Source organism: Nonomuraea sp. NPDC049486, from assembly GCF_040676925.1.
Classification (GTDB): Bacteria; Actinomycetota; Actinomycetes; order Streptosporangiales; family Streptosporangiaceae; genus Nonomuraea; species Nonomuraea ferruginea.
This window is the reverse complement of the sequence record NZ_JBFAPV010000005.1, coordinates 581,866-595,141: the sequence shown is the minus strand read 5'-3', so window position 1 is coordinate 595,141 and position 13,276 is coordinate 581,866. Positions and strand designations below refer to the sequence as shown.

9 protein-coding genes are annotated in these 13,276 nt (G+C 69.3%); 8 read left to right on the top strand and 1 reads right to left on the bottom strand.

Annotated features, from left to right (window positions below; translation table 11 throughout):
• Positions 1-63 precede the first annotated feature (63 nt).
• A complete protein-coding gene (locus tag AB0K05_RS18685) occupies positions 64-1,068 on the top strand; it encodes a LacI family DNA-binding transcriptional regulator (protein ID WP_148030069.1) in 1,005 nt (334 codons plus the stop codon).
• A gap of 41 nt (positions 1,069-1,109) precedes the next feature.
• Here AB0K05_RS18685 and AB0K05_RS18680 read toward each other — a convergent pair whose 3' ends face one another.
• A complete protein-coding gene (locus AB0K05_RS18680) occupies positions 1,110-4,517 on the bottom strand; it encodes an alpha-L-arabinofuranosidase C-terminal domain-containing protein (protein ID WP_364230373.1) in 3,408 nt (1,135 codons plus the stop codon).
• Between the two features lie 233 nt (positions 4,518-4,750).
• On the opposite strand from AB0K05_RS18680, the gene AB0K05_RS18675 reads away from it, so the two are divergent.
• From AB0K05_RS18675 to mmsA, 7 genes are all read left to right on the top strand, one after another.
• Positions 4,751-5,734 carry a LacI family DNA-binding transcriptional regulator gene (locus AB0K05_RS18675; RefSeq protein ID WP_364230430.1) on the top strand — a complete coding sequence of 328 codons (984 nt, stop codon included), beginning with the start codon at positions 4,751-4,753 and terminating at the stop codon, positions 5,732-5,734.
• 74 nt (positions 5,735-5,808) lie between these two features.
• Positions 5,809-6,798 carry an ABC transporter substrate-binding protein gene (locus AB0K05_RS18670; protein ID WP_222708856.1) on the top strand — a complete coding sequence of 330 codons (990 nt, stop codon included), beginning with the start codon at positions 5,809-5,811 and terminating at the stop codon, positions 6,796-6,798.
• A gap of 58 nt (positions 6,799-6,856) precedes the next feature.
• Positions 6,857-8,362, top strand: a complete 1,506-nt coding sequence (locus tag AB0K05_RS18665) for a sugar ABC transporter ATP-binding protein (RefSeq protein WP_364230370.1) — start codon at positions 6,857-6,859, stop codon at positions 8,360-8,362.
• A complete protein-coding gene (locus AB0K05_RS18660; protein WP_364230367.1) occupies positions 8,362-9,375 on the top strand; it encodes an ABC transporter permease in 1,014 nt (337 codons plus the stop codon). Before AB0K05_RS18665 ends, AB0K05_RS18660 begins: the two co-directional genes overlap by 1 nt.
• Positions 9,372-10,358: a galactofuranose ABC transporter, permease protein YjfF gene (yjfF, locus tag AB0K05_RS18655; RefSeq protein WP_148030074.1), complete on the top strand. Its 987-nt coding sequence runs from the start codon at positions 9,372-9,374 to the stop codon at positions 10,356-10,358. Before AB0K05_RS18660 ends, yjfF begins: the two co-directional genes overlap by 4 nt.
• Positions 10,359-10,555: 197 nt before the next feature.
• On the top strand, positions 10,556-11,674 hold the full coding sequence (gene chvE / locus AB0K05_RS18650) for a multiple monosaccharide ABC transporter substrate-binding protein (protein ID WP_364230363.1): 1,119 nt from the start codon (positions 10,556-10,558) through the stop codon (positions 11,672-11,674).
• 59 nt (positions 11,675-11,733) lie between these two features.
• Positions 11,734-13,275, top strand: coding sequence for a multiple monosaccharide ABC transporter ATP-binding protein (gene mmsA / locus AB0K05_RS18645; protein ID WP_271277122.1), 1,542 nt, complete (start codon positions 11,734-11,736; stop codon positions 13,273-13,275).
• Position 13,276: the final 1 nt, after the last annotated feature.

The following is a 13,276-nucleotide window of genomic DNA, read 5'->3' as shown; positions in this document are numbered from 1 at the left end:
AGGCCATGTCAACGGTGTTAGGGTCTTCTCTAGCTGATCGGTGAGAGAAAAGGGTTTCGAGAGATGGCGGTTAGGCGGGCGACCATCAACGATGTGGCCTCGCTGGCGGGGGTGTCGGTCGCCACGGCGTCCAAGGCGCTCAACGGGCGGCAGGACGTGCGGGCCTCCACCCGGCAGCGGGTGCTGGCGGCCGCGGAGGAGCTGGCGTTCCAGCCGAGCCCGCTCGCGCGCGGGCTGTTGTCCGGGCAGACCCGCACGGTGGGGCTGCTCACTTCCGACAGCGCGGGCCGGTTCAGCATCCCGGTGCTGCTCGGTGCGGAGGACGCGTTCGGCGCGGGGGAGATGGCGGTGCTGCTGTGCGACGCCCGCGGCGACGCGATCAGGGAGCAGCACCACCTGCGGGCGCTGCTGTCGCGGCGCGTCGACGGGCTGATCGTGGTGGGGGAGAGCACCGACCCGCGGCCCTCGGTGAGCAAGGACCTGCCGGTGCCGGTCGTGTACGCGTACGGGCCGTCGGAGGATCCGTCGGACGTCTCGTTCGTGCCCGACGACGTGGGCGGGGCGATGCTCGCGGTGCGCCACCTGCTCGCGCTCGGGCGGCGCCGGATCGCGCACGTCACCGGCCCGGTCGACTACAAGGCCGCTGGCGACCGCGCCGAAGGGCTGGCCGCGGCGCTCGGCGAGGCCGGGGTGGCGCAGGCCGGGGAGACGCTGTGGGGGACGTGGTCGCAGCGGTGGGGGCGGCACGCCGCCGAGATGCTGCTGACGGCGGGCCCCGAGATCGACGCGGTCTTCTGCGGCAGCGACCAGATCGCGGCCGGGTTCGTGGAGGCGGCCCGCGAGCTGGGGCGGCGGGTGCCCGACGACCTCGCGGTGGTCGGCTACGACAACTGGGAAGTGCTGGCCGCCGAGACCCGGCCGCCGCTGACGACCGTCGACCCCAGCCTGGAGCGGCTGGGGCGCACGGCGGCCCAGCACCTGTTCGCGGCGATCGGCGGCAAGGCGACGCCGGGGGTCCACAAGATGGACTGCAAGCTCGTCATCAGGGACTCCACCGCCCGGATGTGAGAGGGCGGCCCGGGCGTGTGCCCCCGCCCGGGCCGCCCGGTTCACCGGTCCCCGCCCAGCCTGATGAAGGTGACCGAGTGGGCCGGGAAGTCGTAGGCGAACGAGCGGGAGAAGCCCGTCACCCGTTGCTCCACCGGCGCGATCCGGTCCGGGTCGGCGATGGAGTTGACGTCCGAGGGCGAGCCGGTCAGCGAGGTGACCGTGGCCGTGCGCCCGACGCGCGCCCGGCCCAGGTCCACCGTGCCGCGCACGGCGGTGTCCTGCGCGTTGACGGCCTTGATCACCAGATCGCCCGACTTCGCGTCCTTCGAGACCACCTGGTAGAGCGGCTCCACCATGGCGTGGTCGGTGAATTCGTTCACCTTCTGCCCGTCCAGCCAGAGCGTGATCTTCCGGCCGGACACCTCCACCTTCAGCCGGTAGTCGCGCCCGGTCTCGATCGTGGTGGCGGACGTCGCGATCGACGCCTTGGCGCCGTCGACCGCCTTCTCCACCGCCGACTGGGTGTTGTTCCAGCCGCCGAGGTTCCACCAGTAGAAGTTTCCGCTGTCGCGGACCCCGAACATCACCAGGAAGCCCTCCGCCCCGCCCACCTTGCGGGCGGTCAGCTCCATCGTGTAGTTCGACCAGTCCGCCGACCCGGCGGTGGACCGGGCGTCCTCCACGAGCGCCGTCTGCGCGTACGCCCCATCTTGGACGGCCCAGGTGCCGACGCCGGGCCGCCACCGGGCGGAGCCCTCGGCGAAGTCGTCCTCCAGCAGGACGGTCCCGTCGGCCGCCGTGACCTTGACGTCGTCGTACCGGACCGAGGTGTTCCAGGAGCCCAGCCCGACCGCGCCGGAGATGTCCTCGACGGGCCGGTTCGTGCCCTCGAACGCGCTCGGCAGCACCGTGTCGCCGACGTTCGTGGAGAACAGCTTCTGCACGTGGTAGCTGGGCGACCCGTACGCCTCGTCGTTGTCGAACCAGATGAGGTCCGGCGTCCAGTCCACGTAGTCGACGTTGGCCAGCAGCGGCGCGTACGCGGCCAGCTCCACCACGTCGGCGTTGCGCTCGATGCCGGTCAGGTAGGACGCCTCGGACAGCGCGTTGAAGAACGTGTTGCCGCGCGAGGCGTACTCGCCGACGAACACCTTCGGCCCCTCGCGGTCGTAGGAGTCGTAGCGCCGGTTGTTGGTCAGGAACCAGTCGGGGTTGTTGTAGTAGTGCTCGTCGACCAGGTCGGCCTTCTGGTCGCGGGCGAACTGCCACATCCGGTCGAACCAGGCGCCCTGCGAGGTCTGCCCCGCGTTACTGATGATCTTGATATCCGGATATTTCGCCTTTATCGCGTTCGCGAACTTCGGGTAGTTGTCGAAGAACTCCGGATAGATCTCCTCGTTGCCCAGCCCGATGTAGTCCAGCCCGAACGGCTTGGGATGCCCCAGCTCGGCCCGCTTCTTCCCCCAGGGGGAGGTGACCGACCCGTTGGCGAACTCGATCAGGTCCAGCGTGTCCTGGACCCAGCGGTCCAGCTTGGCCGGGTCGGTCAGCGGCCGGTTCTCGCCGCAGCCGTTCACGCCCACCGACAGCACCGGCAGCGCCTCGGCCCCGAGGTCCTCGGCGAACTGGAAGTACTCGTAGAAGCCGATCCCGTAGCTCTGGTTGTAGCCCCAGAAGTTGAAGTTCGCCGGCCGCTCCTCGACCGGGCCGATCGTCTCCTTCCACTGGTAGATGCGCCGCCGGTCCTGGTTCTCGCTGTACGGGTCGTACGTGCCGACATTGGTCACGCAGCCGCCCGGGAAGCGCAGGAAGCGCGGCTCCAGGTCGGCGATCAGCCGGGCCAGGTCCTCCCGCATGCCGTTCGGCCGGTTCTTGAACGTCTCACGCGGGAACAGCGAGACCATGTCGAGATCGGTCCTGCCCTCCGGGGCCAGCAGCACGAGCCGGCCGGCGTCGGTGGTGCCGGTCGCCCTGAACGAGGTCTCGTACTTGGTCCAGCCGCCCGCCCGCACCTTGACGGCCGCCTTCCCGTACGCGTCCGAACCGCTCTCGACGGTCACCGTCACCGTGCCGGGGGTGTCGCGGCGGGCCCAGAACGACAGGTCGTAGCGCGCGCCCCGCTTCAGCGGCAGACCGGTGTTGAAGCCCGCGTTCAGCACCCCGGCCGGGCCGCCGGTCACCTCCAGGCGCAGGTAGTTGCGGTTGGCGGGGTTGAGCGGCCGCTCGCCGGAGACCGCCGCTGCGGCGGTGCCGCCGCGCTCGACCTCGCTCCACGCGGTCAGGCCGTGGTAGCTCGGCTCGTCGACCCGGTCGAACTCGAACGAGCGGTTCTGAACCAGCTCGGCGTAGAGCCCGCCGTCGGCGGCGTGGTTGATGTCCTCGTAGAAGACCCCGTACAGGTCGCGGCCGACCTTCTTGCCCTTCGCCCCGGTGTCGACGGACAGCTCGCCGGTGGTGTAGCCCTCGACGCGGAACTTGCCGGCGCCGGCACCGGCCACGAGTCTGCCTCCGCTGACGGCGAGGTGGCGGTCGCCTGAGATGACCGTGACCTTGCCACCGCCCGCGTCGGTGAGCTGGAAAGCCGATCCGGTGGCGCCCAGGCGGACCCGGCTGCCCGAGACCTCCAGGTACTTCCCGGTGTCCGCGTCCTTGAGCTGCCCGCCCGGCTCGGCCGTCAGCGCGAGGCTGGTCATCGGAGGTTTCGCCGTCGCCCGCACGGCGCCGGAGGCGTCGGCCGACAGGTACGGGTCCTCGCCCGCGTGCCGGAGCGTGAACGTGCCCTCGGGCACGACCGGCCGGCCCGGCGCCGCCTTGACCGCGAAGTAGTCGAAGTCGGCCGCCATCGAGGTGCCGTTCTGCGCGGCCAGCGCGAACAGGCCGACCTGCCTGACGTCGATGTCCGCCGTAACCCGGGAGGCCTCCTGCCAGGCGGCGCCGTCCCAGGTGGACGAGACGAACTCGGCGCCGGTCCTGGTCAGCTTGACGATCTCGGCGGAGGAGCCCGGCCGGGCCGAGAAGGCCGCGGTGAAGGCCGCGCCGACCTCGGTGTCGGTCTCGATCACCTGCCCGCCGGCGGAGCCCACGTGGGCCAGCCCGGTCCGCACGTAGTTGTCCCAGTCCTGCCAGGCCAGGATGCCGGCGCTCTGGAAGTCGAGCGCGACCGGCGCGCGGACGCTCGTGACCACCTCGAAGTCGCCGGCGGGGATGTCCATGAGGAAGAGGTTCCTGGCCGTGTTCGTGCCCTGGTAGGTGTCGCCGGGCAGGGCGTGCACGCGCAGCGAGCCGGGCTGCTCGGTGAGCGACCACCGGCTGTCGTCGCGGGAAAGCACGGTCCAGTCGGGGCCGAGCGCGCCGGCGTCGAACTGGTCGACGGCCGCGCCGTCCGGGACCGGTTCCGCCGCCCGCGCGTGCGCCGGCGCGGTGAGCAGCCCCGCCACGAGCATGACGGCCAAGGCGAGTCGGGTCACATGGAGCTCCCTCGGGGGGTGAGATTTGTTAACGCTAACAACCAAGGTTTAGCGTTAACAATGAGCAACAGCGCTTAGTTAAGGGCGCGTCCGGCGGCCCGTCAAGAGTCCGCCGCGTAACGCGACCGTAATCGAAACGATCCTTGACGGACCGGCTTGTTAACGTTCACAGTCGTCCCAAGCCCGAAAGGAGCACGGCCGTGGGAGTTGACCGAGGACGCCGCCCGCCGGTGATGGCGGACGTGGCCAAGGAGGCCGGCGTCTCCCACCAGACGGTCTCGCGCGTCCTCAACGACCATCCCAACGTGCGCACCGAGACCCGGACCCGGGTGCTGGAGGCGATCGACAAGCTGGGCTACCGCCGCAACCTCGTCGCCCGCGCGCTGGTCACCAAGCACTCCAGGACCCTGGGCGTGGTGAGCTTCGACACCACGCTCTACGGGCCGGCCAGCACGGTGTACGGCATCGAGCAGGCGGCCAGGGCGGCCGGTTACTTCATCAGCATCGTCAGCCTCAAGTCCATCGACAGGACCGGCGTCCGCGACGCCCTCGACTACCTGGCCGACCAGGGCGTCGACGGCATCGTGGTGGTCGCGCCGCAGCGGTCGGCCGCCCAGGCGCTGGCCGACCTGCCGCTCGACATCCCGGTGGTCGCGGTCGAGGGCGGCGAGGCCGGCGAGGTGCCGGTCGTCTGCGTGGACCAGGTCGAGGGCGGCAGGCTCGCCACCCAGCACCTGCTGGACCTGGGCCACGAGACCGTCTGGCACGTGCGCGGGCCGGGCGACTGGCTGGAGGCCGAGGGACGGGTCGCCGGCTGGCGGTCCGCGCTCGAACGGGCCGGCCGGGAGGCGCCCGAGCCGCTGGCCGGCGACTGGAGTCCGCGCTCCGGCTACGAGGCCGGGCGCAGCCTGGCCAGCATGGCCGGCGTCACGGCGGTCTTCGTGGCCAACGACCAGATGGCGCTGGGCGTGCTGCGGGCCTTCACGGAGAAGGGGGTGAGAGTGCCCGGCCAGGTGAGCGTCGTCGGCTTCGACGACATCCCCGAGTCGGCGTTCTTCTCGCCCCCGCTCACCACCATCAGGCAGGATTTCGGCGCGGTCGGGCGGCACAGCATCGGGGTGCTGCTGCGGCAGATCGAGGCCGGCGGACCGCAGGCAAGCGGGCGGCTCGTCGTCCCTCCCATGTTCGTCCCCCGCGTCAGCACGGCCGGGCGCTGAGCCCGGCCACTTGCAGGACGGCGCTCGCACGCCCCAGGTGTTAGCGCTCACAACTCAGAAAGGACACCCCCCACGTGTTGAAGAGGATCTCGATGCTGGTCGTCGCCGGGCTCGCCGCGGCGACCCTGGCGGGATGCGGCTCCGAAAGCGGCGGCGGCTCCGAAGCGGGAGGAGGCGGCGGCGGCGACGCGATCGTCATGGGCTTCTCCCAGGTCGGCGCGGAGAGCGGCTGGCGGACCGCGAACACCAAGTCCGTCCAGGACTCGGCCAAGGAAGCCGGCATCACGCTCAAGTTCTCCGACGCCCAGCAGAAGCAGGAGAACCAGATCAAGGCGATCCGCTCCTACATCCAGCAGAAGGTGGACGTCATCGCCTTCTCGCCGGTCGTCGAGTCCGGCTGGGACACCGTGCTCAAGGAGGCCCAGGGCGCCAACATCCCGGTCATCCTGACCGACCGGGCCGTCGACTCGGCGGACACCTCCCTGTACAAGACCTTCCTCGGCTCCGACTTCGTCGAGGAGGGCAAGAAGGCCGGCCAGTGGCTGGTGGAGGAGTACAAGGACGCCTCCGACACCGTCAACATCGTCGAGCTGCAGGGCACGACCGGCTCGGCCCCGGCCAACGACCGCAAGTCGGGCTTCGCCGAGGTCATCGGCGCCGACCCGAAGTTCAAGATCATCGCTTCGCAGACCGGCGACTTCACCAGGGCCAAGGGCAAGGAGGTCATGGAGGCCTTCCTGAAGGCGCATCCGGACATCGACGTGCTCTACGCGCACAATGACGACATGGGCCTGGGCGCGATCGAGGCGATCGAGGGCGCGGGCAAGGTGCCCGGCAAGGACATCAAGATCATCACGGTCGACGCCGTCAAGGACGGGATGCAGGCGCTCGCCGACGGGAAGATCAACTACATCGTGGAGTGCTCGCCGCTGCTCGGCCCGCAGCTGATGGACCTGGCCAAGAAGGTCGTCGCCGGCGAGAGCGTACCCGCCCGCGTGGTGACGGAGGAGACCACCTTCACCCAGGAGCAGGCCAAGGAGGCCCTGCCCAGCCGGCAGTACTGATCGCTGACGACCGGGCCGGCCGCGCGGTCGGCCCGGTCGGGAAGGGAGGGGGCGCCGGATGGACGCACCCGCGCCGATCCTGCGGATGAGCGGGATCGGCAAAGAGTTCCCGGGCGTGCGCGCCCTCGACCGCGTGGACCTGCGGCTGCTGCCCGGCGAGGTGCACGCGCTCATGGGCGAGAACGGCGCGGGCAAGTCCACCCTGATCAAGGTGCTGACCGGCGTGCACACCGCCGACGAGGGCGCCGTCGAACTGGCCGGGAAACCCGTCGCCTTCGGCAGCCCGCTGGAGGCCAGGCAGGCCGGGATCAGCACCGTCTACCAGGAGGTCAACCTCTGCACGAACCTGTCGGTGGCCGAGAACATCCTCATCGGCCGCGAGCCGCGCCGCTTCGGGCGCATCGACTGGCAGCGGATGCGGGCCCGCGCCCGGGAGTTGCTGGCGCGGATGGACCTGGACCTGGACGTCTCGGCGCCGCTGTCGTCGTACTCGCTGGCCATCCAGCAGATGGTGGCCATCGCCCGCGCGCTCGACGTCGAGGCCCGCGTGCTCATCCTGGACGAGCCCACCTCCAGCCTGGACGCCGACGAGGTGGGCCAGCTCTTCCAGGTGATGCGCAGGCTCAAGGACGAGGGCATCGCCATCCTGTTCGTCACGCACTTCCTGGACCAGGTGTACGAGATCTCCGACCGGATGACGATCCTGCGCAACGGGCGGCTGGTGGGGGAGTACCTCACCCGCGAGCTCAGCCAGGTCGAGCTGGTCGCCAAGATGATCGGCCAGGAGCTGGAGGCGCTCGACAAGCTGCACGGCGAGGCGAGGAGCTTCGCCACGCCGCTGGTCGAGGCCCGCGATCTGGGCCGGCCGGGCGCGATCGAGCCGTTCACGCTGACCATCCACGAGGGCCAGGTGGTCGGGCTCGCCGGGCTGCTCGGCTCCGGCCGCACCGAGGTGGCCCGGCTGCTGTTCGGCGCCGACCACGCCGCCGGGCAGCTCTCGATCGGCGGCGAGCCGGTCACACTGCGCACGCCCAGGGCCGCGATGGGCCACAAGATCGCCTTCTGCTCGGAGAACCGCAAGCGCGACGGCCTCATCGAGGACCTCACCGTCCGCGAGAACATCGTCCTCGCCCTCCAGGCCACCCGCGGCTGGACCAGGCCGGTGCCCCGCGAGCAGCAGGACGAGCTGGTGGACAAGTACGTCAAGGCGCTGCGGATCAGCCCGCCCAACCCGGAGATCCCGGTGCGCAACCTCAGCGGCGGCAACCAGCAGAAGGTGCTGCTGGCCCGCTGGCTGATCCTGGAGCCGCGGCTGCTCATCCTCGACGAGCCCACCCGCGGCATCGACGTGGGCGCCAAGACGGAGATCCAGCGGCTGGTCGCCGAGCTGTCCGGTGGCGGCGTGGCGGTGCTGTTCATCTCCGCCGAGCTGGAGGAGGTGCTGAGGCTCAGCCACAAGGTCGCGGTGCTGCGCGACCGCCGGATGATCGCCGAGCTGCCCAACGACGACGAGCTGACCAAGGACGTGATCATGGAGACCATCGCGAGCGGAGGCAGGATCTGATGCGCCGTCTGCTCTGGCCGATCCTGGTCCTGGCCGCGCTGTTACTGGTCAACCTGATCTTCACGCCGGGCTTCTTCTCCATCCAGCTCCGCGAGGGCCACCTGTACGGGAGCCTCATCGACATCCTGCGGTTCGGTGCGCCGCTGATCCTGGTGTCGCTGGGCATGACGCTGGTCATCGCGACCGGCGGCATCGACCTGTCGGTCGGCTCGATCGTGGCCATCTCGGGGGCGCTCGCCTGCCTGCAGATCAGCCAGGACCAGGGCCTGTTCGCGGCCGTGGCGCTGGCGCTCGGCCTGTGCACGCTGCTCGGCGCCTGGAACGGGTTCCTGGTCGCGGCGGTCGGCATCCAGCCGATCATCGCCACCCTGATCCTCATGGTGGCCGGGCGCGGCCTGGCCCAGCTCATCACCGACGGGCAGATCATCACCGTCAACGACCCCGCCTTCAAGCTCATCGGCGGCGGCTACCTGCTGACGGTGCCGTTCGGCATCCTCATCGTGATGGCCGTGCTGGCGATCACCGCGTTCCTCACCCGGCGGCTGGCCCTCGGCATGCTCATCGAGTCGGTCGGCGGCAACGCGGAGGCGAGCCGGCTGGCCGGCATCCGGGCGCGCGGGATCATCGTCATGGTGTACGCGTTCGCCGCCCTGTGCGCGGGCGTGGCCGGCCTCATGATCAGCTCGAACGTGTCCAGCGCCGACGGCAACAACGCCGGCCTGTGGATCGAGCTGGACGCCATCCTGGCCGTGGTGATCGGCGGCACGTCGCTGGCCGGCGGCCGGTTCTCGCTCGGCGGCACGGTGATCGGCGCGCTGATCATCCAGACGCTGACCACCACGATCTACTCCATCGGCGTGCCGCCGGAGACCACGCTGCTGTTCAAGGCGCTCGTGGTGACCGCGGTCTGCCTGATCCAGTCTCAGGCCTTCCGCGACAAGGTGTTCCACCGGCGCGGCCGGGCCGCTCCACCCCGCCCCGTGACCGAGGAGAAAGTACGGGTGAGCACATGACGACGCTCAGCCTCGGTGGGGGCAGGACGATCCCCGCCAAGTACGTGCCGGTGCTGGTGACGGCCTGCCTGTTCGTCGCCATGTTCGTGGCGGGCGGCATCCGCTACGAGGGGTTCGCCACCGGGCAGATCGTGCTGAACGTCTTCATCGACAACGCCTTCCTGCTGATCGTGGCGGTCGGGATGACGTTCGTGATCCTCACCGGCGGCATCGACCTGTCGGTGGGCTCGGTGGTGGCGCTGTCGACGATGATCGCGGCGAGCCTGATGACCGGGCCGGGCTGGCCGCCGTACGTGGTGGTGCCGCTGGTGCTGCTCGTCGGCTCGGCACTGGGCCTGGTGATGGGCTATCTGATCCACGCCTTCGACATCCAGCCGTTCATCGTCACGCTGGCCGGGATGTTCCTGGCCAGAGGGCTCTGCTACACGATCGGCACCGAGTCCATCCCGATCACCGACCCCACGTTCACCGCGTTCGCGCAGACCAGGATCGACCTGGTCGCCGACATGTGGATCTCGCCGAGTGTGATCATCGCGGCGGTGGTGGTGCTGGTGGCCGCGTACGTGCTGCACTACACGCGGCTGGGCCGGGCGGTCTACGCCACCGGCGGCAGCGAGCAGTCGGCGCTGCTCATGGGCCTGCCCGTGGGCCGCACGAAGGTGGCGGTCTACACGATCTCCGGCTTCTGCTCGGCGCTCGGCGGCGTGGTGCTGTCGTTCTACATGCTCTCCGGGTACGGGCTGCACGCGGTCGGCATGGAGCTGGACGCGATCGCGGCGGTGGTCATCGGCGGCACCCTGCTCACGGGCGGAACCGGTTTCCTGCTGGGCACCGTGCTGGGTGTGCTGGTGCTCGGCCTCATCCAGACCGTCCTCAGTTTCGAGGGCACGCTGAGCTCCTGGTGGACCAAGATCGTCATCGGCATGCTGCTGTTCGCCTTCATCCTGCTGCAGCGGTTGTTCTCGGCCCGAACACGGTCCTGACCTGCGAGGAGCGTGCATGTGAACGTTACCAGGAGGTTACGCTCAGATGTTGACACCATGGTTGTTAGCGATAACAATCCTGGTCAACGGATGCGAGTTTTGTTCTGGTTCATCCCCCCTTGTGGTGAACCGTTTCGTTCATGGGCAGCCTTGGCGACTCGCGCTGCCGTGATCTTTCAAGCGAGGAGACACACACGATGAGGTTGGGACGGATCGGAGGCGTGGTCACCGCGATCGCGCTCGCCGCCACCATGACGGCCTGCGGCTCCAGCCAGAAGACCGTCGACGCCGAGGCGTCCTCCGGCGCGGCCGACGGCAACGCCGGCGCGCTGGTCGGCGTCACCATGCCGACCAAGTCGTCGGAGCGGTGGATCCACGACGGCGACAACGTCAAGAAGCAGCTTGAGGCGCTCGGCTACCAGGTCGACCTGCAGTACGCCGAGAACGACATCCCCACCCAGGCCAACCAGATCGAGAACCAGATCACCAAGGGCGCCAAGCTCCTGATCGTGGCCTCGATCGACGGCACGGCGCTCACCTCCCAGCTCCAGCAGGCGGCGGACAACAGCATCCCGGTCATCGCCTACGACCGGCTGATCCGTAACAGCCCGAACGTCGACTACTACGCCACCTTCGACAACTTCAAGGTCGGCGTCCAGCAGGCCACCTCCCTGCTCCAGGGCCTCGGCGTGGACAAGGGCGAGAAGGGCCCGTTCAACGTCGAGCTGTTCGGCGGCTCGCCCGACGACAACAACGCCACGTTCTTCTGGAACGGCGCCATGTCGATCCTCCAGCCGAAGATCGACGACGGCACGCTCGTGGTGAAGAGCGGCCAGACCGACTTCAAGACCGCCGCGATCCTCCGCTGGGACCCGGCCACCGCGCAGCGGCGCATGGAGGACATCCTCACCAAGACCTACACCGGCGACACCAAGGTCGACGGCGTGCTCTCCCCGTACGACGGACTGTCCATCGGCATCCTGTCGGCGCTCAAGAGCAGCGGCTACGGCACCAGCGGCCAGCCCTACCCGGTCGTGACCGGCCAGGACGCCGAGCTCGCCTCGGTCAAGTCGATCATCGCCGACGAGCAGTACTCGACGATCTTCAAGGACACCCGCAAGCTCGCCGAGACCACCGTCAAGATGGCCGACGCCGTGCTCAAGGGCCAGAAGCCCGAGGTGAACAACGAGAAGGACTACGACAACGGCAACAAGGTCGTTCCCTCGTTCCTGCTCGACCCGGTGATCGTCGACAAGACCAACTACGAAGAGATCATCATCGGCGGCGACTACTACACCGAGGACCAGCTCAAGTAGGCGCCGGCGCTCCGGGGGACGGCCCGTCCCCCGGAGCCCCTGACCGAGGGGCTTCGACCATGACCGATCACATTCTGCGGATGACCGGGATCACCAAGACGTTTCCCGGCGTCAAGGCGCTCCAGGACGTCAACCTGTCCGTGCGGCGCGGCGAGATCCACGCCATCTGCGGCGAGAACGGCGCCGGCAAGTCGACGCTGATGAAGGTGCTGTCCGGCGTCTACCCGCACGGCACGTACGAGGGAGACATCCACTTCGACGGGGAGCGGTGCGCGTTCGGCGGCATCCGCGACAGCGAGCACGCCGGCATCGTCATCATCCACCAGGAGCTGGCGCTCAGCCCGCAGCTGTCGATCGCCGAGAACGTCTTCCTCGGCAACGAGCGCGCCAAACGCGGCGTCATCGACTGGAACCGCACCAACTACGAGGCCGGCCTGCTGATGAAGCGGGTGGGCCTGCGGGAGAACCCGACCACCGTCGTCTCCGACATCGGCGTCGGCAAGCAGCAGCTCGTGGAGATCGCCAAGGCGCTGTCGAAGGAGGTGAAGCTGCTCATCCTCGACGAGCCCACCGCGGCGCTCAACGACGACGACTCCGCGCACCTGCTCGACCTGCTGCGCGGGCTGCGCGACGAGGGCATCACCTGCGTGATCATCTCCCACAAGCTGAACGAGGTCACCGCGATCGCCGACTCCGTCACGATCATCCGCGACGGCCGCACCATCGAGACGCTCGACATGGCCGCCGACGAGGTGACCGAGGACCGGATCATCTCCGGGATGGTCGGCCGCGCCCTCGACAACCGCTTCCCCCCGCACGAGCCGAAGATCGGCGAGGAGGCGCTGCGCATCGAGGACTGGACCGTCCACAGCCCCAGCCAGCCAGGCCGCAAGGTCGTCGACGGCGCCTCGCTCACGCTGCGCCGCGGGGAGATCGTCGGACTGGCCGGCCTCATGGGCGCCGGGCGCACCGAGCTGGCGATGAGCGTCTTCGGCCGCACGTACGGGGTCAACATCTCCGGCAAGATCTTCAAGAACGGCCGGCCGGTCGAGATCCGCACCGTGCAGGACGCGATCAGGCACGGCCTGGCCTACGCCACCGAGGACCGCAAGCGGTACGGGCTCAACCTCATCGAGGACATCAAGCGCAACGTCTCCGCCGCCGGCCTGAGCGGGCTGTCGCGGCGCGGCTGGGTGAACGAGCACGAGGAGTACGCGGTCGCCGAGCGCTTCCACAAGAGCATGAACATCAAGGCGCCCAGCGTGTCGAGCGTCGTCGGCAAGCTGAGCGGCGGCAACCAGCAGAAGGTCGTGCTCTCCAAGTGGATCCTCACCGAGCCCGACGTGCTCATCCTCGACGAGCCCACCCGGGGCATCGACGTCGGCGCCAAGTACGAGATCTACACGATCATCAACCGGCTGGCCGACGAGGGCAAGGCGGTGCTGGTGATCTCCTCGGAGCTGCCGGAGCTGCTGGGCCTGTGCGATCGCGTCTACGCGCTCTCCGAGGGGCGCATCACCGGTGAGCTGCCGCGAGGGGAAGCCACGCAGGAACGCCTCATGCAACTGATGACCCAAGCAACGACCACGGGACAGGAGTAGG